The 20409-nt window shown below is 72.7% G+C and carries 22 protein-coding genes and 1 pseudogene; 8 read left to right on the top strand and 15 right to left on the bottom strand.

The annotated features are described in order from the left end of the window. Positions 1-5 precede the first annotated feature (5 nt). Positions 6-1139, bottom strand: coding sequence for a carboxylate-amine ligase (locus BLW76_RS28105; protein ID WP_091312776.1), 1134 nt, complete (start codon positions 1137-1139; stop codon positions 6-8). Between the two features lie 111 nt (positions 1140-1250). Between BLW76_RS28105 and BLW76_RS28100 the strand changes: the two genes are divergently transcribed. Next, the gene (locus tag BLW76_RS28100; RefSeq protein ID WP_091312774.1) at positions 1251-1652 is read left to right on the top strand and encodes an STAS domain-containing protein; all 402 of its coding nucleotides are present in this window, start codon (positions 1251-1253) and stop codon (positions 1650-1652) included. Here the strand turns inward: BLW76_RS28100 and BLW76_RS28095 are convergent. Then, entirely contained in the window at positions 1649-2731 is a 1083-nt protein-coding gene (locus BLW76_RS28095; protein ID WP_091312771.1) for a carboxylate-amine ligase, read from the bottom strand. The genes BLW76_RS28100 and BLW76_RS28095 overlap by 4 nt on opposite strands. 95 nt (positions 2732-2826) lie before the next feature. Between BLW76_RS28095 and BLW76_RS28090 the strand changes: the two genes are divergently transcribed. Continuing rightward, positions 2827-3306, top strand: a complete 480-nt coding sequence (locus tag BLW76_RS28090; RefSeq protein WP_091312769.1) for a hemerythrin domain-containing protein — start codon at positions 2827-2829, stop codon at positions 3304-3306. Between the two features lie 48 nt (positions 3307-3354). Here the strand turns inward: BLW76_RS28090 and BLW76_RS28085 are convergent, their stop codons facing one another. Beyond that, positions 3355-4815, bottom strand: coding sequence for an aminotransferase class I/II-fold pyridoxal phosphate-dependent enzyme (locus BLW76_RS28085; protein WP_167384753.1), 1461 nt, complete (start codon positions 4813-4815; stop codon positions 3355-3357). A 79-nt stretch (positions 4816-4894) separates the two neighbouring features. Here BLW76_RS28085 and BLW76_RS28080 point away from each other — a divergent pair, with 79 nt between their 5' ends. After that, on the top strand, positions 4895-6082 hold the full coding sequence (locus BLW76_RS28080; RefSeq protein ID WP_091312765.1) for an amidohydrolase: 1188 nt from the start codon (positions 4895-4897) through the stop codon (positions 6080-6082). Here the strand turns inward: BLW76_RS28080 and BLW76_RS28075 are convergent. The 7 genes from BLW76_RS28075 to BLW76_RS28045 form a co-directional block, all read right to left on the bottom strand. Then, positions 6033-6971 carry an alpha/beta hydrolase gene (locus BLW76_RS28075; protein ID WP_091312763.1) on the bottom strand — a complete coding sequence of 313 codons (939 nt, stop codon included), beginning with the start codon at positions 6969-6971 and terminating at the stop codon, positions 6033-6035. The two genes, BLW76_RS28080 and BLW76_RS28075, sit on opposite strands and share 50 nt — an antisense overlap. A 52-nt stretch (positions 6972-7023) precedes the next feature. Further along, positions 7024-7920: a TauD/TfdA dioxygenase family protein gene (locus tag BLW76_RS28070; protein ID WP_091312760.1), complete on the bottom strand. Its 897-nt coding sequence runs from the start codon at positions 7918-7920 to the stop codon at positions 7024-7026. Next, positions 7917-9230: an LLM class flavin-dependent oxidoreductase gene (locus tag BLW76_RS28065; protein WP_091312758.1), complete on the bottom strand. Its 1314-nt coding sequence runs from the start codon at positions 9228-9230 to the stop codon at positions 7917-7919. The genes BLW76_RS28070 and BLW76_RS28065 overlap by 4 nt, the downstream gene beginning before the upstream one ends. Beyond that, on the bottom strand, positions 9227-10069 hold the full coding sequence (locus BLW76_RS28060; protein WP_091312755.1) for an ABC transporter permease: 843 nt from the start codon (positions 10067-10069) through the stop codon (positions 9227-9229). The genes BLW76_RS28065 and BLW76_RS28060 overlap by 4 nt, the downstream gene beginning before the upstream one ends. Next, positions 10066-10839: an ABC transporter ATP-binding protein gene (locus tag BLW76_RS28055; protein ID WP_091312754.1), complete on the bottom strand. Its 774-nt coding sequence runs from the start codon at positions 10837-10839 to the stop codon at positions 10066-10068. Before BLW76_RS28055 ends, BLW76_RS28060 begins: the two co-directional genes overlap by 4 nt. Further along, a complete protein-coding gene (locus tag BLW76_RS28050; protein WP_091312753.1) occupies positions 10836-11855 on the bottom strand; it encodes an ABC transporter substrate-binding protein in 1020 nt (339 codons plus the stop codon). The genes BLW76_RS28055 and BLW76_RS28050 overlap by 4 nt, the downstream gene beginning before the upstream one ends. Positions 11856-11956: 101 nt before the next feature. Next, a complete protein-coding gene (locus BLW76_RS28045; RefSeq protein ID WP_091312750.1) occupies positions 11957-13174 on the bottom strand; it encodes an ROK family transcriptional regulator in 1218 nt (405 codons plus the stop codon). 246 nt (positions 13175-13420) lie between these two features. Between BLW76_RS28045 and BLW76_RS28040 the strand changes: the two genes are divergently transcribed. Both BLW76_RS28040 and BLW76_RS28035 read left to right on the top strand, forming a co-directional pair. Next, positions 13421-13756: an ArsR/SmtB family transcription factor gene (locus BLW76_RS28040; RefSeq protein ID WP_091319959.1), complete on the top strand. Its 336-nt coding sequence runs from the start codon at positions 13421-13423 to the stop codon at positions 13754-13756. A gap of 1 nt (position 13757) precedes the next feature. Then, a complete protein-coding gene (locus BLW76_RS28035) occupies positions 13758-14237 on the top strand; it encodes an SRPBCC family protein (RefSeq protein ID WP_091312748.1) in 480 nt (159 codons plus the stop codon). Here BLW76_RS28035 and BLW76_RS28030 read toward each other — a convergent pair. Next, the gene (locus BLW76_RS28030) at positions 14206-15174 is read right to left on the bottom strand and encodes a helix-turn-helix transcriptional regulator (RefSeq protein ID WP_091312746.1); all 969 of its coding nucleotides are present in this window, start codon (positions 15172-15174) and stop codon (positions 14206-14208) included. The two genes, BLW76_RS28035 and BLW76_RS28030, sit on opposite strands and share 32 nt — an antisense overlap. Before the next feature lie 62 nt (positions 15175-15236). Here BLW76_RS28030 and BLW76_RS28025 point away from each other — a divergent pair, with 62 nt between their 5' ends. Both BLW76_RS28025 and BLW76_RS28020 read left to right on the top strand, forming a co-directional pair. After that, the gene (locus tag BLW76_RS28025) at positions 15237-16364 is read left to right on the top strand and encodes an epoxide hydrolase family protein (RefSeq protein WP_208613400.1); all 1128 of its coding nucleotides are present in this window, start codon (positions 15237-15239) and stop codon (positions 16362-16364) included. Next, a complete protein-coding gene (locus tag BLW76_RS28020; RefSeq protein ID WP_091312740.1) occupies positions 16361-17425 on the top strand; it encodes a winged helix DNA-binding domain-containing protein in 1065 nt (354 codons plus the stop codon). The genes BLW76_RS28025 and BLW76_RS28020 overlap by 4 nt, the downstream gene beginning before the upstream one ends. 21 nt (positions 17426-17446) lie before the next feature. Here BLW76_RS28020 and BLW76_RS28015 read toward each other — a convergent pair. Beyond that, positions 17447-17743: pseudogene (locus BLW76_RS28015) on the bottom strand (DUF3140 domain-containing protein); the annotation flags it as partial. Positions 17744-17770: 27 nt separating this feature from the next. Further along, positions 17771-18526, bottom strand: coding sequence for a class I SAM-dependent methyltransferase (locus tag BLW76_RS28010; protein WP_091312735.1), 756 nt, complete (start codon positions 18524-18526; stop codon positions 17771-17773). Positions 18527-18562: 36 nt separating this feature from the next. Here BLW76_RS28010 and BLW76_RS28005 point away from each other — a divergent pair, with 36 nt between their 5' ends. After that, complete coding sequence (locus tag BLW76_RS28005; RefSeq protein WP_091312732.1) at positions 18563-18772, top strand: hypervirulence associated TUDOR domain-containing protein; 210 nt, start codon at positions 18563-18565, stop codon at positions 18770-18772. On the opposite strand, the gene BLW76_RS28000 is transcribed toward BLW76_RS28005, so the two are convergent. Further along, positions 18760-19218: an HIT family protein gene (locus BLW76_RS28000; protein ID WP_091312730.1), complete on the bottom strand. Its 459-nt coding sequence runs from the start codon at positions 19216-19218 to the stop codon at positions 18760-18762. The genes BLW76_RS28005 and BLW76_RS28000 overlap by 13 nt on opposite strands. A gap of 10 nt (positions 19219-19228) precedes the next feature. Next, on the bottom strand, positions 19229-20347 hold the full coding sequence (locus tag BLW76_RS27995; RefSeq protein WP_091312727.1) for a helix-turn-helix domain-containing protein: 1119 nt from the start codon (positions 20345-20347) through the stop codon (positions 19229-19231). Between the last annotated feature and the right edge of the window lie 62 nt (positions 20348-20409).

Below are 20409 nucleotides of genomic sequence, written 5' to 3'. Positions count from 1 at the left end.
CGCGGCTACCCGGTCAGCAGCGTTCCATGCGCCGCGGGCACGGTCACCGCGGTGAGCCACCGCACCGCGGCCGCGGTCCCGTCGACGGCGGCCGCACGCTGCTGCGCGGCGCCGGTGCCCTCGGCCCGCACGGCGTCGACGAGCTTGCGGACCTCGGCCAGGTCGCCGCTCTCTTCGAGGGGCTCGCGGACGTGCGTGAGCAGCTCGTCGACCAGGGCCCACGCGGGCCGCCGCGTCTCCCCGGCGGCGTCCACGAGCTGCCCGTCGAGGCCGTGGCGCGCCGCGGCCCACACGGCCGCCGCGGTCACCTGCGGGGACAGCGGCTCCGCTTCCCGGCCGTCGGCGAGGTCGGCCAGCGCCCGCTGCACCAGCGCCCGGCTCAGCAGCGCCTGCAGCACGGCGTGGTCGACGGTCAGCGCGGTGTCGGCGACCCGGAACTCGACGGTGGGGAAGCGGCCGGACGGCCGGGCCAGCCAGAACGTCTGGTCCGGGTCGACGAGCGCGCCGCACTCGACCAGCGCCTCGACGGCCCGCCGGTACTCGGCGTGCCCCCGCAGGTGCGGGGCGACGCCGGAGCCGGGGAAGCGGGACTGCAGGACCATCCGCCAGCTGGCGTACCCGGTGTCGCGCCCGTGGTCCAACGGCGAATTGGCCGAAAGGGCCAGCAGCGTCGGCAGCCACCGGCCGAGGTGGTTGACGACGGCGACCGCGGTGTCGGGATCGGGCACGCCGACGTGGACGTGGCACCCGCAGGCTTCGTAGTCGGCGACGACCGCGCCGTAGATGTCGTCGATTTCGGCGTACCGGCCAGTGCTCGCGGGCGGCGGCGCGGCCGGCGCGGGCCCGATCGGCGTACCGGTGGCCAGCAGCGCGCAGTCTTCGGCCGCGGCGGCACCGGCCAGCACGCGGCGCGCGGCGGTCAGCTGGTGGCGGAGCTCGTCCGCGCCCGCGCAGACACCGCTGACGGCCTCCAGCTGCGTGAGCCGCAGTTCCCGGTGCACCCGCACGCCGTCGGGCAGCGGGCCGTGGTGGCGGTGGCGGGCCAGCACCGGTTCCGCGCACGGCGACGCGTGCCCGGTGCGGGGATTCACGAGGAGGAACTCCTCTTCGACACCCATCGTGGGCGGGCCGTCGGACATGGGCGGGCTCCTTCCGGAGGGCGTTCGCCGGGATTACCCGTTCCCGCCGCGGAAATGCGCCCGGACCCGGGCCTTGTTTCGCCGAACGCGCGCCGCGGGTACCTCGCACCCATGACAACTCACGAGCGGCTGCGGGTGGTCGGGGCGGAGACTTCGCCGTCGCACCGGCTGCCTTCGCCCCGCGCCCCGTCCGACGGCGACCCGGGCAGCCGGATCCGCTGGAAGAGCCCCGACGCGGTCGTCGTGGAGGTCACCGGCGAAGTCGACCTGTGCACGGTGGCCGGCCTGGCGGCGGTGCTGGACGAGCACGTCCGGGCCCGGCCGGGGGTACTGCGGGTGGACCTGGGGCAGGTCCGGTTCCTCGGCGCCGCGGGCATCCGCGTGCTGCTGCGCGCCCACCGCCACGCCGAGGCCGCCGGCGTCCACCTGGTCGTCGACCCGGGCCGATCGCGGGCCGCGGTGCGGGCGCTCGAACTGCTGGACCGCCTCGAGGGCAGGCCGCCGGTGAGCTAGTCACCCGCGAGCAGGTCGACCACGTCTTCGGCGCGGTCCCGCTCGGCGAACCGCCGCCGTTGCCGGTCCGCGCCGCCGCCCTCGGCGGCCAGGCGGGCCGTGCCCTCCCGGGCGAAGTCCAGGTCGCCCGCCGCTTCGAGGGCCGGGGCCGTCAGGGAGATCAGGTCGTCGAGCACCGCCTTCGTCGGCTCCAAGCCGCCGCTCTTCGGGTGGGGGCAGCAGCCCGTGACCCCTTCGCGCGAGGCCCGCCAGAGCTGGGCGCGCAGCACCTCGTTCGACAGCATCGGTGCGGGCTGGTCGTCGGCCAGTGCCGTGGCGACCAGGGCGCGGGCCAGCACCCCCAGCAGCACCGCGTCCTCCGGGACCGCCGCGACGTCGGCGATGCGGAACTCCAGCGTCGGCTGCTTGTCCGAAAGCCGGACGTCCCAGTAGATCATCCCGCGGTCGAGGATCGAACCCGCGCGCAGCCAGCCGTCCACAATGCTCTCGTACTCGTCGAGCGACGCGAACCGCGGTGGCGGCCCAGCCGACGGCCAGCGGCTCCACTGCTGGTACCGCCAGCTGCAGTAGCCGGTGTCGTAGCCGTCGGAGATCGCCGAGTTCGCCGTCACCGTGAGCAGGACCGGCAGCCACGGCCGGATCCGGTTCAGCACCTGGACGCCGGCTTCCTTGTCCGGGATCGCCACGTGCACGTGGCAGCCGCAGGTGAGCGACGTCCGCGCGGTGGCGCCGAAGTGCTCGGCCATCCGCTCGTAGCGCGGGTTCGGCGTGATGACCGGCGGGTTCGCCTCGAACAGCACCGGGGACGCGGCAGGCAGCACCCGGTAGCCGCGGCGCCGGGCGGCCCCGGCGAGGTCGGCGCGCAGCGTGCGCAGCTGGCGCAGGGCTTCGGTGTGGGTCCGGCAGACGTCGGTGGCCGCCTCGGCCTGGGACCGCGTCAGCTCGTGCTGCAGCTCGCCCTGGTCGTCGCCGGCGGCTTCGGCCGCGTCGACGACGTCGTCGCCGGCGTGGGACAGGTGGCCACGGCGGTCGACGACGAAGAACTCCTCTTCGATGCCGAACGTCAGCGGTTGGTTCACCGGTGTACTCCTGGAGGTCGGGGCCCGATGAATACCCGGGCACCCGTTCGGGCAAACGGCGTTTTCCGGGCGGCCCGGCGGGTATTCGCCCGGTCATGTCGACCGATGCGATCGTGCTGCTCAAGAACGACCACAAGACCGTGGAGAAGCTGTTCAAGCAATTCGAGAAGGCGGGGGAGGACGCGTACGACGAGAAGCGCCGGATCGCGGACTCGATCATCGAAGAGCTGACCGTCCACGCCTACATCGAGGAGGAGATCTTCTACCCGGCGGCGCGGGAAGCCGTTCCGGAGACGAAGGACCACGTCCTGGAAAGCGTGGAGGAGCACCACGTCGTGGTGTGGATGCTGTCGGAACTGCTCGGCATGGACCCGAAGGACGAGACGTTCGACGCGAAGGTCACCGTCCTCACGGAGAACGTCCGGCACCACGTCGAAGAGGAAGAGGACGAGTGGTTCCCCGAGGTCCGCTCGGCGATGGGCCGCAAGCAGCTGCAGGAGCTGGGGCAGCGGATGATCGACGCCCGTTCCGACGCCCCGAAGAACCCGCTCGACCTCAAGAGCGCCAAAGCCTGACACACGCAAGGGGGGCACTTTCACGTGAAAGTGCCCCCCCTTGGCGCGTCAGGACTGCGCGACGACCCGGATCGACTCGAGCTTCGAGTCGGCCGGGTCGGGCAGCTGCATCCCCGCGCCGAGCCCGCTGCGCAGGTAGTCGAGCATCGGCCGGGTGAGCACCTCGCCGGGCAGCACACCGGGCGCGCCGGGCGGGTACGGCGTGATCATCTCGGCCGAGATCCGGCCCACCGCCTCGTCCGCCGGCACCTGCTCGGCCTCGCCGAAGAACGCGTCACGCGGCAGCATCGCCGTCTCCAGCTCCATCTCCCGCGGCGAGGGCAGGTCCACCTGCGGCGGCTTTTCGAACGAGGGCGCCACCTTCACCAGCGCGTCCAGGGCGTTGATCAGCGTGCCGGCCGTCTGCTCGTCGTCGGAGTGGTTGAACTGGGCCACGATCCGGCGGTGGTCGGCCAGGCCGACGGTGACGCGCTGGTGCTCGCGCAGCCAGTCCGCCGCCTGGTAGCCGCTGATGCCCAGCTTTTCGAGGTCGAGCACGACCTTCAGCGGGTCGACCGAGTCGGCGAGGTCGGGGCCGAGGAACTCGTCGTGCTGCACGGACAGGCCCAGCTCGGTCAGCCGGCCGCGGACCGACTCCACGAGCGTCAGCGCGCCGGCCAGCAGCTCCTTGCCGTGCTCGGCCATCTGCCGCCGCCAGCCGTCGAGGGCGGCGTAGACGAGGGAGCTCGCGCTGGTCGTGCCGAGCAGGTCCTCCCGCGCCTTCAGCACGTCCGGGTCGACGCGGTCGCCCTGCAGGTGGAAGACCGAGCTCTGCTCGACCGCGGCCCCCATCTTGTGCACGCTCGTGACGCACACGTCGGCACCCGCGTCCATGCCCCACGGCGGCAGGCCGTCGTGGAACGGCAGGTGCGCGCCCCACGCCTCGTCGACGATCAGCGGGAGCCCGCGTTCGTGACACCACTCGGCGATCGCCGCGAGGTTGCCGCACGTGCCGTAGTCGGTCGGGGTCACCACGAGGGCGCCCTTGACCTCGGGGTCGCGCTCGTAGGCCTCGGCGAACTCGCGCACGCCAGGTGGGTGGCTCAGGTGCCGCTCGGCGTCCCAGTGCGGGTGCACCCACACCGGCCGGACGCCGCTGACGATCAGCCCGGAGATCACCGACTTGTGGACGTGGCGGGGGACCAGCAGCTTCTCGTGCGGGCCGGCGACGGCGAGCATCGCGCTCTTCACCGACAGCGAGCTCCCGCACGTGGAGAAGAACGTGTGCTCGGCGCCGACCGCGTCGGCCATCAGCTGCTGGGCTTCTTCCAGCACGCCCCGGCGCATCAGCCGGTCGTCCAGGCCGTTCAGTGCGATGACATCGGACTTGAACACGTCGGCACCCACGACTTCGAGGACCCGCGGGTCGATGCCGCGGCCCTGCTTGTGGCCGGGCGCGTTGAACGGGACGTAGCCGGCGCTGTGGTAGTCGCGCAGCGCTTCGAGAACCGGTGCCTTGCTGTGGTCCATTCCGCCGGAGTAGCCGGACGCGGCCCCGGTGAAACACCCCGGTGGCGTGACCGTCCGCGGTTGGGGTATCCCGGAGGGCATGGAGTCGCACGAAGAGCTGCACGAGCGGGCCGACGAGCGGATCGAGCACCTGGACGAGCGGCTGTGGGCCGTCGCCACCGCGCTGCACGAGCGGCCGGAACTGTCCTATGAGGAGCACGCGGCCGCCGGACGGCTCACCGCCGAGCTGGCCGCGGACGGCTTCGAGGTGGAAACCGGGGTCGCCGGGCTGGCGACGGCGTTCGTCGCCCGCGCCGGCGAAGGGCGGCCGTGCGTCGCCCTGCTCCTCGAGTACGACGCCCTGCCGGGTCTCGGGCACGCGTGCGGGCACAACCTGATCGCCGCGACCGGCCTGGGGGCCGCGCTGGCCGCCAAGGACGTGCTGGGCGACACCCCGGGCTCGCTGCTCGCGGTGGGCACCCCGGCCGAGGAACGCGGCGGCGGCAAGGTCGCGATGGCCGAGGCGGGCGTCTTCGACGACGTCGACGCGGCCCTGATGGTCCACCCCGGTGTCCACTCGTGGTCGTGGGCGCCGCTGACCGCCCAGGTCGAGGTCAAGGTGACCTTCCACGGCCGGGCGGCGCACCCGACCGGCGACCCGGAGCACGGCATCGACGCCCTCGCCGCGCTGATCCAGGCGTTCGGGGCGATCTCGGCCCTGCGCCAGCGGCTGCCCGCCGGGTCGCACGTCCAGGGGATCGTCACCCGCGGCGGCGAGGCGACGAACATCGTCCCCGACCGCGCCGAAGGCCGGTTCGGCCTCCGCGCGCTGACCACGGACGCGCTGGATCGCCTGGTCGAGGACGTGACGACGTGCGCGGAAGGCGCGGCGCTGGCGACCGGCGCGAAGGTCGACGTCGAACGCCTCGGGCGCGGGTACGCCCACTTCCGCGACAACCCGGTGCTCTCGGAGCGGTTCACCGAGCACCTGGCGGCCTGCGGGATCCACGCGACCCCGCCCTCGCCGGGCGTCTTCCTCGGGTCGTCGGACATCGGGGACGTCAGCGTCCGCGTCCCGGCGATCCACCCGTTCGTCGCGATCACGGCGGAGGAGAAGTCGGATCACACGCCCGAGTTCGCGGAGGCGGCGGCGAGCCCGCGCGGCCGGGCGGCGATGCTGGCCTCGGCGGCGGCGCTGGCGCGCACGGTGATCGACCTGCGGACGCACCCGGCGCTGGTCAGCCGCGCGTGGGACTGCTTCCGGGACCTGGCGCGGAATGGGCGGTGACCGGGCGCCGCCGCAGCAGGCGCTCCACGTGGTTCATCGCCTCGACGCCCTCCGGGATCGCCTGCATGAGCCAGTTGTGGAACATGCCGGGGTATTCGCGGTAGTCCAGCTCGACGCCCGCTTCTTCGGCCCGCTCGGCGAAGCGGCGGGCGTCGGGCAGCAGGACGTCCCGGGTGCCGATGAACAACGTGATCGGGGCCAGGCCGGTCAGGTCGGCGTGGATCGGGCTGACCAGGGGGTCGCGCGGATCGGTGCCTTCGGCATACATCAGGCCGGCTTCGCGCAGCCCGGCGATGCCGAGCATCGGGTCGGTCTCGTCGAGCAGCTCCGACACCGGGTCTTCGAGCAGGACGTCCAGCCACGGCGAGTACAGGACCAGCCGTTCGGGCTGCGGCCGCCCGTCCGCGCGCAGGTTCTGCGCGATGGCCAGGGCCAGCGCGCCGCCCGCGGAGTCGCCGGTCACCACGACCCGTTCGGCGTCGAGCTCGTCGTAGGCCGCCTGGACCATCGGGATCGTGGCGGTGTGGTCGTGGTGGGGGACCAGCGGGTACACCGGCAGGGTCACCGCGCAGCCGAGCCGCGCGACCAGGTCGGCGGCGTACCGCCAGTGGTGCTTTTCGACTTGTTCGACGTACCCGCCGCCGTGCAGGTGCAGCACGTGCAGGTCGCAAGCCTGCTCGCCACGCGGCCGGAAGGTGTAGCAGGGAAAGCCGCGCACGTCGTGTTCCTCGACGTCGACCCGCCGCCGGACCTTCCGCGGCGGCCGGGCCATCGACGGCTTCTGGTGCCGCGGCAGCCGGTGGTGCAACGCCGAGGCGTTGTCGTAGAACCGTTTCTGGCCCGACGCCCGCAGCAACGCCATCCTGACCTTCGCCTGCACACTGACCACTGCACACTCCTTCCCGTCCGCACCCGGTTACCCGGGCGCGGACGGGCGCTAACTATGCGACGGAGGTGTAGTGCGACGCGTCACCTTCGAGCGACTCGCTGGACCGCCCGTCGATGCCCACCGGGACGTCCCCGGCGACCGTGACGCGGTTGAGCCGCCGCGGCAGGCCGTCGTAGTTGTCGATCGCGTAGTGCTGGGTGATCCGGTTGTCGAACAGCACCAGCTGGTCCGGCTCCCACGCCACGCGCACGACGTTCTCCGGCCGCGTGACGTAGGACTGCAGCAGCCGCAGCAGGTCCCGCGACTCGTTCACCGACAGGCTTTCGATCCGCTGGGCGAACCCGCCGATGAACAGGCCGCGCTCGCCGGTCACCGGGTGCACCCGCACCACCGGGTGCACGGTCCGGTACTTCCGCGAGACGAACTGCGCCCGGCGTTCCCGCTCCTGCTCGTCCACCGTCTCCGGCGGCTGGACGTAGTCGTAGTCGTTGGTGTGCACCGCCCGCAGCGTGTCGGCGAAGGCGCGCAACGGCTCCGGCAGGTCCCGGTAGGCCGCGGCGGCGTTCGCGATCAGCGTCTCCCCGCCGTAGGGCGGCACCACCAGGCTCCGCAGCGTGCTGGCCTTGGGCGGGTTGAGGACGAAGGTGACGTCGGTGTGCCAGTGGTTTGCGCGGCCCCGCTCGCTGTCGACGGGCAGGATCGTCGGCGCGCCCTCGACGGCCGGAACCGTCGGGTGGGCCTTGGTCAGCTCGCCGAAGTGCGCGGCGAACCGCTGCTGGCCCTCGTCGTCGAGGCGGACGTTCCGGAACACCAGCGCCTTGTGCTCGTGCAGGGCGTCGGTCAGGAACGCCACCTGGGACGCGTCGAGGTCACCGGCCGGGTCGAAGCCGACGATCTCGGCGCCGATCCTCCCGGTCAGCTTGCGGACGTCGGTGCCGATGGTGGTCATGCGGGCTCCTTCACTCGGTTGCGGTTGACGGGCCGCGCGAGGCCGTAGTGCTCGCGCAGGGTGGTGCCGGAGTACTCGGTGCGGAACAGGCCGCGCCGCTGCAGTTCCGGGACGACGAGGTCGACGAAGTCGTCGAGCCCGCCGGGCAAGGTGGGCGGCATGACGTTGAAGCCGTCGGCGGCGCCGCCGCGGAACCACGCCTCCAGCTCGTCGGCGACCTGGACCGGCGTGCCGGCGAAGACGCGGTGCCCGCGCCCGCCCGCCAGCCGTTCCAGGAGCTGCCGGATGGTGAGGTCCTCGCGCCGGGCCAGGCCGACGACCAGGTCGAACCGGCTCTGGCCGCCTTCGGTGAAGCTGCCGACCTCCGGCAGCGGGCCGTCCAGCGGGTAGCCGGTGACGTCGTGGTCGAGCATCTTCGACAGCTGCTGCAGCCCGTAGTCCGGGGTGATCAGGGCGTTCAGCTCGGCCTCGCGCTCGCGGGCTTCCGGTTCGGTGCGGCCGAGGATCGGCGAGATCCCGGGGAGGATCTTGATCTCGTCCGGCGTCCGGCCGTACTTGGCGAGCCGGCCCTTGACGTCGTCGTAGAACGCCTTGCCCTCGGCGAACGTCTGCTGCGCGGTGAACACGGCTTCGGCGTGCCGGGCCGCGTACTCCTTGCCGGTTTCCGACGACCCGGCCTGCACGAGCAGCGGGTACCCCTGCACCGGCCGTTCGATGTTGAGCGGCCCGCGGACCTGGAAGTGCGGCCCGTCGTGGGCGATCGCGCGGATCCGGTCCGTGTCGGCGTAGACGCCGCTCGCCCGGTCGACGAGCGCGGCGTCGTCGTCCCAGCTGTCCCACAGCTTCTTGACGACCTCGATGAACTCCCCGGCCCGGTCGTACCGCGCGGCGTGCGCCGGGCGCTTGGCCAGGTTGAAGTTGCGGGCCTCGTCGATGCCCGCCGAGGTGACGATGTTCCAGCCCGCGCGGCCGCCGGAGAGGTGGTCGAGCGAGGCGAACTTCCGGGCCAGGTGGTAGGGCTCGTTGTAGGTCGTCGACGCCGTCGCGATCAGTCCGATGTGGACTGTGGACGCGGCGAGTGCCGAGAGCAGTGTCAGCGGTTCGAAGTGGCTGTGGGAGTTGTGCTTGACGTTGCCCCACAGGGCGACGCCGTCGGCGAGGAAGATCGAGTCGAGCCTGCCGCGTTCGGCGGTCCGCGCGATGTCGACGTAGTGCCGCAGCGTCCGGGCCCGGTGCGGGTCGGTCGAGGGGTGCCGCCACGCGGCTTCGTGGTGGCCGTTCGGCATCACGAACGCGTTGAGGTGCATCATGCCTTCTCCTTGGTGCGCCAGGTGGAAAACCGCCGTTCGAGGCCGACGAAGCCGGCGTTGACGACGACGCCGAGCACCGAGACCGCGATGATCCCGGCGTACATCTGCTGGATCTGGAAGTTCACCTGGCTCGTGTTGATGAGATAGCCGAGCCCGGCCTTGGCGCCGACCATCTCCGCCGCCACCAGCACCAGGATCGAGTAGGACGCCGCCATCCGGATGCCGGTGAACACCGTCGGCACCGCCGAGGGCAGGATCACCTTCCGGAACAGCCGCGGGCTCGACAGCCCCAGCGAGCGGGCCGCCTTGACCAGCAGCGGGTCGACGGTGTTGACCCCGGCGATCGTGTTGAGCAGCACCGGCCACACGCACGCGTACACCACCAGGCTGACCTTCGACAGCTCGCCGATGCCCAGCAGCAGCGTGAACACCGGCAGCAGCGCCAGCGCGGCGGTGTTGCGGGCCAGCTCCAGCAGCGGCTGCAGGAATCGCGCGACCGGCCGGTACCAGCCGATCAGCAGGCCGAGCGGCACGGCGACCGCGACGGCCACGGCGAACCCGGCGGCGGACCGGCCGACGCTGGCCAGCAGGTGGTCGGCGAGCTCGCCGTCGAGGACGAGCTCCCACAGGGCCTGCAGGTCCTCCGACAGCGGCGGCAGGAACGTCCGCGTGCTCTCGTCGAGGACGAACCGGGGGACCAGCTCCCAAAGCAGCACGAACAGCACGACCGCGGCGGAGGCGTGCACCGCACGGGTGAGCCTCTTCCGGAGCCGGCGTGGTTTCGCCGGCGGATCGTCGGGTCTGGTGTGGACGGCGGGAGCTTCGAGGGTGGTGGTCATCGGGCCGCGCTCCGTTCGTGTTCGGCCGCCTTGCGGACCTCGTCGTGCAGCAGTTCCCAGAGCCGGTGGCGCTGGCGCCCGAACTCCGCCCCGGAGCGGACGTCGCCGGTGCGGTCGCCGAGGTCGATGTCCACGACGGCCTTGAGCCGCCCGGGCCGGGACGTCAGCACCGCGACCTGCTGGCCCAGGTAGACGGCTTCGTCGATGCCGTGGGTGATGAAGACGATCGTCTTGCCGGTGCGGCGCCAGATCCGCAGGAGTTCTTCTTGCAGCTGCTCGCGGGTCTGCGCGTCGAGCGCGGCGAACGGCTCGTCCATCAGCAGCACGGCCGGGTCGGAGGCGAGGCTGCGGGCGATCGCGACCCGCTGCTTCATTCCGCCGGACAGTTCGTGCGGGTAGCGGTCCTCGAAGCCGGACAGCCCGACGAGGGCGAGGTATTCGCGCGCCCGGTCGGCCCGTTGCCGCTTGCCGAGCGGCCCGCCTTCGAGGCCGAATTCGACGTTGGCGCGGGCGGTGCGCCACGGGAACAGCGCGTACTGCTGGAAGACGACCCCGCGGTCGAGACCAGGGCCGCGCACCGGCTCGCCGTCGATGAGCACCTCACCGGACGTCGGGGTGGCGAGCCCGGCCAGCAGGTCGAGCAGCGTCGACTTGCCCGAGCCGCTGGGGCCGACCAGCGACAGGAACGTGCCGTCGGCGATGTCGAGGGAGACGTCGTCGAGCGCGGTGAGCTCGCCGAAGGTCTTGGTCACCGAGCGGATGCCGATCACTTGGTCACCGCCGGCGCGCCGTCGCGGTAGGGGTTGAACTCGTTGGTGTAGAGCTTTGCGGTGTCGACCTTGTCGTGCTTGAGGTAGCCCTCCTGCTTGAGCCACGGCTCCCAGCGGGTGTAGTCGGCGTCGGAGATGAGGCCGCCGCGGGTGATGCCGACGCTCTTCCAGTACTTCAGCGTGTCGGTGCTTTCGTTGCGGCCGCGCGCCTTGATGATCTTCGTGAAGCGGGCGATCACCTCGTCGCGCGGAGTCGTGCGTTCCCATTCGATCGCCCGGGCCACGGCTGAGACGAAGATCTTCGCGGTCTCCGGGTACTTCTTGATGAAGTCGGTGCGCAGCACGTACGGGCCGCCGTTGTAGGGCCCGAAGGCGCCGACGTCGGTGAACAGCGGTCGGATGCCCCCGGTCGCGACGGCGTGGTCCTGCAGGATGCCCTGGAGCGCGGCGACGTCGAGCTGGCCGTTGCGCAGCGCCTGCTCGGCGTTCACCGGCGGGATGACGACGAGCTGCACCTGCTTGATCTCGTCGTCGGAAAGGCCCTGTCCCTTGAGCCAGGTGTCGAGCGCGGCCTCGAGGTTCGCGCCCGCGGTGTTGACGCCGACCTTCTTGCCGATCAGGTCGCGGGCGGTCCGGATCGGGCTGTCGGTTTTGGTGTAGAAGCCGATGAAGGCCAAGGCGTCGGAGCCGTAGTAGTTGACGACCGCCTTGACCGGGGCGCCGGCTTCGACGAGCTTGACGACCGCGCCGGTGAAGGCACCGCCGAAGTCGGTCTGGTCGGTGGCCGCCGACTGGATGTCCTGCGGGCCGCTGATCGTGTTGCCGACCCACTTGAGCTTCACGGGGCCGAAGTAGCCCAGGTCTTCGGCGAGTTCGGGCAGGGTGACGGCGTTCGCGCTGCCTTGGTAGCGCAGCTCCAGCTTCTCCGGTTGCCCGGGCGCACCGGTGGCCGTCGCCGAAGCGCAGCCGGCCAGCAGCATCACGGCGGCGGCGAACAGGGGCAGGGTTTTCTTCACGGTGGTTTCGTCCGTTCCGGGAGTCGGTGGGGTTGCCGCAATTGTTGGCGGCACCCGGACGGACGGTCAATTTTGCGAGTTCGTGAAATAACTCGGCTGGTTCACGAGGCGCGCGGCAACCCCGTCAGAAGCGGACCGAGCGGGTCTTCGTAGAGCACGTCCAAGAGCACCGCGCCGCCGGCGGTGGCCAGCTCGGTGCCCGGGAAGCTCGTGCCCACAACGGTTTCCGCCGGATCGGGGCAGCGGGACCGGGCGCCGACCTCGTCCCGGATGATGGGAAGGCAGCTCGGCACGTGGGCTACACTCCGATCGACCACCACGAGCACGGCGGGATTGAGCACGTCGAGCAGCAATGCCGCCGCCTGCCCGAGCAACCGGGCGCTTTCGTGGAACATCCGCAATGCCGCGGAACCGCCGTCGGCGGCGAGCGCGAGCAATTCCGGAAAGTCCGGATGCGCGAGCAATCCGTTTTCCACGCCTTTGCGCGCGAGCGTGGCCTCGGAAACGGCTGCCTCGAGACAGCCGGTCCGCCCGCACCGGCACGGCTCGCCGCTGTCGTCGACGCGCAGGTGCGCCACGGCGCCCGCGGCCGAGCGCGGCCCGTGGTGCACGGTGCCGCCGGTGGCGAAGGCGGCGTCGACGACGTTGCCGGCGAACAGCTGCACCACGCTGTCGCGGGCCCGCGGGTGCCCGAAGAGCCGTTCGGCGTGCACCAGCGCCCGCGCGTGCCCGTCGACCTCCACGGCCAGCCCGGTGCTGCCCGTCAGCAGGTCGCGGACCGGGACGTTCCGCCAGCCGAGCAGCGGGTGCTCGACCACGGTGCCGGATTCGCGGTCGACCCACCCGCCGGTGGCGACCCCGAGCCCGAGCGGCTCACGGTCCGGGGCGTGCCCGAGCAGGAGGTCGTCGAAGATCTCGGCGGCGCGGGCGAGCAGGTCTTCGGCGGCCAGCCCGTCGTGTGGTTCTTCGTGCTGGACCAGCACGTTCCCGCGCAGGTCGAGCAGCGCGACGGTGGCGTGGTGCACGGCCAGGTGCAGGGCGCCGGCGACGTGCCGGCCGGTGTCGAGGTCGACCGGCACGTGCGGCCGTCCGACGCCCCCGCGTGACTCGGCTTCCGGGAGTTCGCGCAGCAGTCCCCGCTGCAGCAGCTCGGCGGTGTGCCCGGTGACGGCGGCCGCGGAAAGTCCGGTCCGCCGCGCGATGGTGCTGCGCGCGATCGGGCCGTCGTCGAGCACGGCCCGCAGCACGGCGCTTGCGCTGGCACTGCGCCGGGCACCGCGCGCATCCGTCCTCTGTGGACTGCCCGCCCGGCTGCTCATCGTCCGATCGTGACAGATCCGTCAGCGCGGGCCCAGCGTGCCCAGGATGCGGGCGGGCCGGCCGCGCCCGAGGTTCCTCGGTTCCTGCCGACGGCCCGGCTCTTGCGCCCCAATGTGGCGTTGGGTGCGTTGGACGCACCGAACGCCACATTGGGTGCGTCAGATGCACCGAACGCCACATTGGGTGCATCCCGCACGGCTCGGGATGGGCTTGACGCATACCCATATGGGAATATGATGAGCCGCGTGGCAAGAGCAGCGACGACAGCCGACACCTTCAACGCGGTCGCCGAACCCCGGCGGCGGCAGATCCTCGACGTCCTCATGGACGGCGAGCGGTCGGTCGGCGACCTCGTCGACCTGCTCGGCCTGGCCCAGCCGCAGGTGTCGAAGCACCTGCGCGTGCTGCGCGAAGTCGGTGCGGTCGACGTGCGCGGCGACGGCCGCCAGCGGCTCTACCGGCTCAACGGCGCCGCGCTCAAGCCCATCCACGACTGGGTCAAGCGCTACGAACGGACGTGGGCGGCGCGGTTCGGCCTGATGGACGACGTCCTCGAGGAACTCAAGGAACAGGAGCAGTGACGTGGAGATCACCACCCCCGCCGACGACCGGATCCTCATCACGCGCGAGTTCGACGCGCCGAAGCACCTGGTCTACCGCGTGTGGACCACGCCGGAACTGGTGAGCCGCTGGTGGAGCGGCCACCGCGGGACCACCACCGAGGTCAAGCTCGACCTGCGGCCGGGCGGCCGCTGGCGCTACGTCCTGAAGACCGAAGACGGCGCCGAGGTCGGCTTCCACGGCGAGTACCGCGAGATCGTGCCGGACGAGCGGATCGTCTACACCGAAGTCTTCGAACTGCCCGGCGTGGACCCGGACGACGTGGACGGCCCGCTCATCACGGTCACGTTCACCGCCCTCGACGGCGACCGCACCCGCCTGGAGCTGCTGACCGAGACCGGCAGCGAGGAACTGCGCGACACGATCCTGCAGTCCGGCATGGAGGTCGGCGTGCGGGAACAGTTCGTGATCATCCAGGAGCTGGCGGACTCCCTGCGCTAGCGGCCCGCAGGAACCGCTCGCCCGTCTTCGCCAGCGCCTCGGCCAGCTCCGGCGCGTCGAGCACCTCGAAGTCGACGTCGAGCAGGCCCAGGTACAGCGCGAGCATCTGCGCGTGGTCGGACCCGACCTCGGCCACACAGCGGTCCGGCCCCTCGGGCGTCACGTCGACCGCGATCGGCAGGCGGGCCCGGACGTACTCCACCGAGGCGTGCAACCGCACCCGGGCGTGGAACCGCCACGTCGCCGCGCCCGCGCTGCGCTGGACGAACCGCGCGACATCGCCCTCCGGCGGCTGGCGCGGGGTGAAGCGCGGGCCGTTCGGCACTTTCGGCGTCATCCGGTCGACGCGGAAGGTGCGCCAGTCGCCGCGGGCGGTGTCCCAGGCGACCAGGTACCAGCGCCATCCCCAGCTGACCAGCCGGTGCGGCTCGACGTCGCGGCGGCTCGGCGTGCGCTGGTGGCTCGTGTAGTCGAAGCGCAGCCGCTCGCTGGCCCGGATCGCCGCCGCGATCGCGGTCAGCACGTCGGCGTCGACCGCCGGGCCGGCGCCGGGCACCGCGACCGTCGCGGTCTGCAGGGCCTGCACCCGGTGCCGCAGCCGCGACGGCAGCACCTGCTCCAGCTTGGCCAGCGCGCGCACCGACGTCTCGCCGATGCCGGCGATACCCGCCGCGGTCCGCAGCCCGACCGCGACAGCGACGGCTTCGTCGTCGTCCAGCAGCAGTGGCGGGAGCTGGGCGCCCGCGCCGAGGCGGTAGCCGCCCTGGACGCCGGGGGCGGCCTCGACCGGGTAGCCGAGCTCCCGCAGCTTGCCGATGTCGGTGCGGACGGTGCGCGCGGAGACGCCGAGCCGGTCGGCCAGGTCGGCGCCCGTCCAGTCGCGCCGCATCTCGAGCAAGGACAGCAGCCGGAGGAGACGGGCCGAGGTCTGCAACATTTTCCGAGGATCGCACGAATCGCGGAAGGAAGTCTTCCGCAATGGCTCCTAACGTGCTTCTCATGACGAACGAAATCCGCCCCTTCCGCATCGACGTCCCGCAGGCCGACCTCGATGACCTGCACCGACGGCTGGCCTCCGCCCGGTTCGCCGACCCGGTGCCCGGCGACGAGCCCGACTGGTCCCGCGGCATGCCGACGTCCGAGGTCCAGGCCCTGGCCGAGTACTGGCGCGACGGCTTCGACTGGCGGGCCCAGGAAGCGGCGCTCAACGCGTTCCCGCAGTTCACGACCGAGATCGACGGCCAGGCCATCCACTTCCTGCACGTCCGTTCGGCCCAGGCCGACGCGGTGCCGCTGCTGCTCACCCACGGCTATCCCGGCTCGGTCGCCGAGTTCCTCGACGTCATCGGCCCGCTGACCGAGCCCGGCCCGGACGCCTTCCACGTCGTCGTCCCGTCGGTGCCCGGCTTCGGGTTCTCGACGCCGCTGAGCGGCCCCGGCTGGGAGCTGGCCCGCACGACCGACGCGTTCGCCGAGCTGATGACCCGCCTCGGCTACGACCGGTTCGCCGCGCAGGGCGGCGACCTGGGGGCGGGGGTCACCGGCCGGCTCGCGGCGCTGTACCCGGACCGCGTCATCGGCACCCACGTCAACAGCGACCGCGGCACGATCGCCCTCGCCGGCGAGCAGCTGCCACTGCCGGACGGCCTGTCCGAGGCCGAACAGTCCGAATTGGACGCCGCCCGCCGGGAATGGCAGGCCGGCCGCGGCTACCTCGACCTCCAGTCGCACAAGCCGGAGACGATCGCGGCCGCGCTCACCGACTCCCCGGTCGGGCAGCTGGCCTGGATCGCGGAGAAGTTCGAGGCGTGGACCGGCGCGAACGGCGTCGACCGCGACCGGCTGCTGACCAACGTGAGTCTCTACTGGTTCACCCGCAGCGGCGCGAGCGCGGCCCGGTTCCTGTACGAGTCCGCCCACGCGGCGCACGGCTGGCTGGCGCCGTCGGACGTCCCGGCGGGCTGGGCGGTGTTCAACTCCTCGCCGATCGTCCGGCGGATCATGGACCCCGACGAGAAGATCGCGCACTGGTCGGACTTCGCCGAAGGCGGGCACTTCGCCGCCATGGAGGAGCCCGAACTGCTTGTGGCCGACATCCGCGCGTTCTTCCGCGGGCTGCGGCCGTGAACGCCCGGGCGCTGAACCGGGCGCTGCTCGCGCGGCAGCACCTGCTCGAGCGGACGTCGTTGCCCGCCGCGGAGATGCTCGGGCACCTGGTCGGGATGCAGGCACAGGCGCCGCTCGCGCCGTACGTCGGGCTGTGGACCCGGATCTCCGGGTTCCGGCCGGCCGAGCTGGCGTCCCTGGTGTCGGGCCGCGACGCCGTGCGTGGCCTGCTCATGCGGGGCACCGTCCACTTGGTCCTCGCCGAGGACGCCCGGGTGCTGCGGCCGCTGGTCCAGCGCGTGGTGGCCGGCGGCTACACCGGCCACTTCGGCCGCCGCGTCGGCGACGCCGACCTCGACGCGGTGGCCCGCTTCGGCCGGGTGCTGCTGAACGAGCGGCCCCGCACCCGGCGTCAGCTGCAGGACGCACTGGCCGCGCGGTGGCCGGAGCACGACGCCGAGGCGCTGTCGTACGCGGTCAGCTACCTGGTGCCGACCGCGCAGGTGACGCCGCGCGGGGTGTGGGGGTCGACCGGCCCGGCCACGCTGACCACCCTGGACGGCTGGCTCGGCTCTCCGCTGGCCGAGGGGCCGTCCCTGGAGGACGTGGTGCGGCGGTACCTGCGGGCGTTCGGCCCGGCTTCGGTCGCCGACGTCCAGGCGTGGTCGGGGCTGACGAAGCTGCGGGAGATCGTGGAGCCGATGGGCCTGCGCACGTTCCGCGCGGAGTCCGGCGAAGTGCTCTACGACGTCGAGGATGGCGTGCTGCCGGATCCGTCGACACCCGCGCCGGTGCGGTTCCTGCCGGAGTACGACAACGTCCTGCTCTCGCACGCCGACCGGGCGCGGATCCTCCCGCCCGGGCGGCGGGTCCCGCTGCCGCCGGGCAACGGCGCTTCGCGAGGGACGCTGCTGGTCGACGGGTTCTACCGCGCGGACTGGCGCCTGCACGCCGACCGCCTGGAGGTCACCGCGCACGACCGGCTCACGGCGGGGGAGCGGGCGGAGATCCTCGACGAGGGCGCGCGGCTGCTGGAGTTCCTCGAGGCGGGCGAGCGGTCTGTGCGAATCACCGGAAACTGAGCGCTTGGCCGGTGAGGGGAGCTAGCGCAGCGGGTCGTGGCCCCAGTTCATGAGGGAGTGCCGCCATCTGGTGTCCTCGACGTCGCCCGAGGGGCGCTGGGCCAGGTGCCGGTGCACGTAGCCGACGACCTTGCGCATGTGGGCGAGGTCGTCGCCGGTGAGGTCGTCCTTCTTCTTCCGCAGGACCTCGACGATGCGCCGGCCGGACTTGTGCCCGATCGACTCCCTGCCCTCGTGCTGCCCGGCGGCCTTCGACTCGTCGGTCCCGAGCCAGTCGTCGAGCTGCTTGGCGGTCATGTTGACGCTGCTGCCGAACTCGCGGCAGGTCTATTCGTCGTCCATCCGTCACGGGTACCCGCGGCGGCCGCGCAGCACGCAGGTCAGCATCGGAAGGGTGAACTCGCCGTCCGCGGTTTCCGGCTGGGCGGCCAGGAAAGCGCGGAGCCGGCTGAGCGTGTCCGCGCGTTCCCGGGGCGGCATGACCAGCACGCCCGCCCGGGTGGCCAGGGTCGCCACCAGCGCGTCGGCCGTGCGGCGTTGCCCGTGCGGGAAGGCGGCCCGCTCCGGCGCCGGCCGCAGTATCCCGGCCGTTTCGGCGCGCCACCCGGCGGGCGTGTCCCGCGGCCCGATCACCGCGCGTCCGGCGACCCGCGCCAGCCCGGCCACCCAGCCGGCCCGGTCGTCCACGACGTTCCACAGCCCGGCCAGGACGCCACCGGGCGCCAGGACCCGCGCGATCTCGGGACCGGCGACGGCCATGTCGAACCAGTGCAGGGCGTTGCCGGCCAGCACCGCGTCGACGGACGCGTCCGGCAGCGGGATCGCCTCGGCGCTGCCCGGCCGGGCCCGGACGTCCGGCAGGGCGCGGCGCAGCTCGCCCAGCATGGCCGGATCGGGCTCGACCGCGGTCACGTCGAGTCCCAGGGCCACCAGCGTGGCGGTGAGCTTGCCGGTTCCGGCGCCGAGGTCGAGCACCCGCGGTCCGGGCGCGAGGTCGAGTGCCCAGCGCACCGCGGCCGCCGCGTAGTCCGGGCGGTGCTCGGCGTAGGCCGCGGCCGCCGCGCCGAACGACGTGGCGTGCTTCTGCTCCACGCGGTTCACCGTATCGAGCGCCCGATTCGGGGTACCCGCAGCTCCATGACCCAGGAATTCGAGAAAGGCGACCGCGTCCGGTGGGACGCGGGCAACCAGAGCTCCGTCGGCACCGTCGAGGAGAAGATCACCGAGGACACCCACGCCGGCAAGCGGGACGTCAAAGCATCCCCCGACAACCCCCAATACCTCGTCCGCAGCGAAAAGTCCGGCAAGACCGCCGTCCATCACCCGGACAAGCTTCACAAGGCCTGACGCGCCGCCCGCACCTTCTCCGCGACCTCCACCAGCTCCTCCCGCGGCCGCACCCGCCAGTCCGCGTTCAGCACGAACCCGTCGCCCGCGAACCGGGGGATCACGTGCAGGTGGACGTGCGGGATCTCCTGGCCCGCGGCCTTTCCGTCGGCCAGGAACAGGTTGATCGCCTCGCAGCGCAGGTCCGTGCGCCGCAGCGCCGCCGCCAGCTCCTGGGCGATCGTGAACATCCGCGCGCCCGCCGCGGGCGGCAGGGACGCCAGGTCCGCGTGGTGGGCCCGGGGGAGGACCAGCAGGTGGCCCGTGGTCACCGGGCGCAGGTCGACGACCGCCACGAAGTCGTCGTCCTCGTGGACGAACGCCGCCGGGGCCTGGCCCGAGCCGATGGCGCAGAAAACGCATTCTCCGGTCGACGTGATGGCCGGCATACGGCGGAGTTCAGCCATGCGGGTGACCCTAGCGGCCGCCGAGCCAGTGGTGCAGGGCCCACCACGACCGGAGGGCGTCGAGCACGCCGCCGCCGCTGTTCTCCGCCAGGGCCACCGGGGTGAGCTCGGCCAGCCGGTCGAGGCGGTAGCGGACCGTGTTCGGGTGCAGGTGCAGGGCCTCCGCCGTGGGACGCAGGCGCTGGCCGTGGTCGAGGTAGGCCAGCGCCGTTGCCGCCAGCTCGCGGTGGAACGCGTTGCCGCGGTCGAGCGCGCCGAGCAGGCCCGTGGTGAGCAGCTCCGCCAGCCGCGGCTGGGCCGCCAGCGCGACTTCGCCCGCCAGCGCCGTCAGGTCGTGGTGGCCGGGCCCGGCGAGCCGCGCGGCCGCCGTGCAGAGCCGGTGCACCTCCGTCAGTTCGGGCAGCGCGGCCGGGGGTGCGACGACCAGCACGACGCCGCCGGCGAGCGGCACCCCGGCCGGCGGGCGCGCGGCCAGGCCGGTGAGCCTGCCCTCGACCAGCCCGTACACCCCGCCGAACTCCAGCAGCGCCTGTTCGAGGGTGCGGGCCCGCGCCGGGTCGCTGACGTCGGAAACCACGCAGGAGTACCGGCCGTCGGGCCGCAGCCCCGCGGCCCGGAGCTCCTCCGGTGCCGGCCGGGGACCGGCCAGCAGGAGGGTGCGCAGCAGCTGGGTCCGCGCGTCGCGCACCGTGCGCGACAGCTGCAGCTCGGCCGCGTGGTAGCCCTTGACGATGTGCCGTTCGAGCGCGCCGGTGTAGCGCTCGGCGTCGAGGATCGTCTCGAGGATGACCTCGTCGGACAGTCCGGCGGCCCGCGCGCGTTCGACGGCGAACCGGGCCGCGAGTGTCTTGCCCGCCTGGACCCCGCCCAGCAGGTCGGCGAGCGGGACGCCCTGCGCGGCGCGGTCGGCGCCCAGCGCCTCGGCGGTCGTGTAGTCCGCGGTGTCGGGGTTGGTCGTGGCGCGCAGCGCGGCCGACAGCAGGAACTGGACGTGCCGCCGGTTCTCCGCCTCCGGCAGCCGCGCGACCTCGGGTGACTGGCTCCGCGCGGCCTTCACCAGCTCGTCCAGGACGGCGTCGTCGGCGGCCAGCTCGTCCAGCACCTGCCGGAGCAGTGGCGAGGCCGGCACGGCACCTCCCGTTGTGGCGAGGCCACAACACCGCGCCGCGGTGTTGGGCGAGCGGCCCTACC

The organism is Amycolatopsis tolypomycina, from assembly GCF_900105945.1.
Taxonomy (GTDB): Bacteria; Actinomycetota; Actinomycetes; order Mycobacteriales; family Pseudonocardiaceae; genus Amycolatopsis; species Amycolatopsis tolypomycina.
The sequence above is the reverse complement of the archived record's forward strand: the minus strand, read 5'-3'. Positions and strand labels throughout refer to the sequence as shown.

Excerpts from the sequence above, each read along its gene's own strand:
- BLW76_RS28105 (WP_091312776.1), bottom strand. The coding sequence starts at position 1,139 with ATGTCCGACGGCCCGCCCACGATGGGTGTCGAAGAGGAGTTCCTCCTC.
- BLW76_RS28100 (WP_091312774.1), top strand. The coding sequence starts at position 1,251 with ATGACAACTCACGAGCGGCTGCGGGTGGTCGGGGCGGAGACTTCGCCG.
- BLW76_RS28090 (WP_091312769.1), top strand. The coding sequence starts at position 2,827 with ATGTCGACCGATGCGATCGTGCTGCTCAAGAACGACCACAAGACCGTG.
- BLW76_RS28085 (WP_167384753.1), bottom strand. The coding sequence starts at position 4,815 with ATGGACCACAGCAAGGCACCGGTTCTCGAAGCGCTGCGCGACTACCAC.
- BLW76_RS28080 (WP_091312765.1), top strand. The coding sequence starts at position 4,895 with ATGGAGTCGCACGAAGAGCTGCACGAGCGGGCCGACGAGCGGATCGAG.
- BLW76_RS28070 (WP_091312760.1), bottom strand. The coding sequence starts at position 7,920 with ATGACCACCATCGGCACCGACGTCCGCAAGCTGACCGGGAGGATCGGC.
- BLW76_RS28065 (WP_091312758.1), bottom strand. The coding sequence starts at position 9,230 with ATGATGCACCTCAACGCGTTCGTGATGCCGAACGGCCACCACGAAGCC.
- BLW76_RS28060 (WP_091312755.1), bottom strand. The coding sequence starts at position 10,069 with ATGACCACCACCCTCGAAGCTCCCGCCGTCCACACCAGACCCGACGAT.
- BLW76_RS28045 (WP_091312750.1), bottom strand. The coding sequence starts at position 13,174 with ATGAGCAGCCGGGCGGGCAGTCCACAGAGGACGGATGCGCGCGGTGCC.
- BLW76_RS28030 (WP_091312746.1), bottom strand. The coding sequence starts at position 15,174 with ATGTTGCAGACCTCGGCCCGTCTCCTCCGGCTGCTGTCCTTGCTCGAG.
- BLW76_RS28025 (WP_208613400.1), top strand. The coding sequence starts at position 15,237 with ATGACGAACGAAATCCGCCCCTTCCGCATCGACGTCCCGCAGGCCGAC.
- BLW76_RS28005 (WP_091312732.1), top strand. The coding sequence starts at position 18,563 with ATGACCCAGGAATTCGAGAAAGGCGACCGCGTCCGGTGGGACGCGGGC.
- BLW76_RS28000 (WP_091312730.1), bottom strand. The coding sequence starts at position 19,218 with ATGGCTGAACTCCGCCGTATGCCGGCCATCACGTCGACCGGAGAATGC.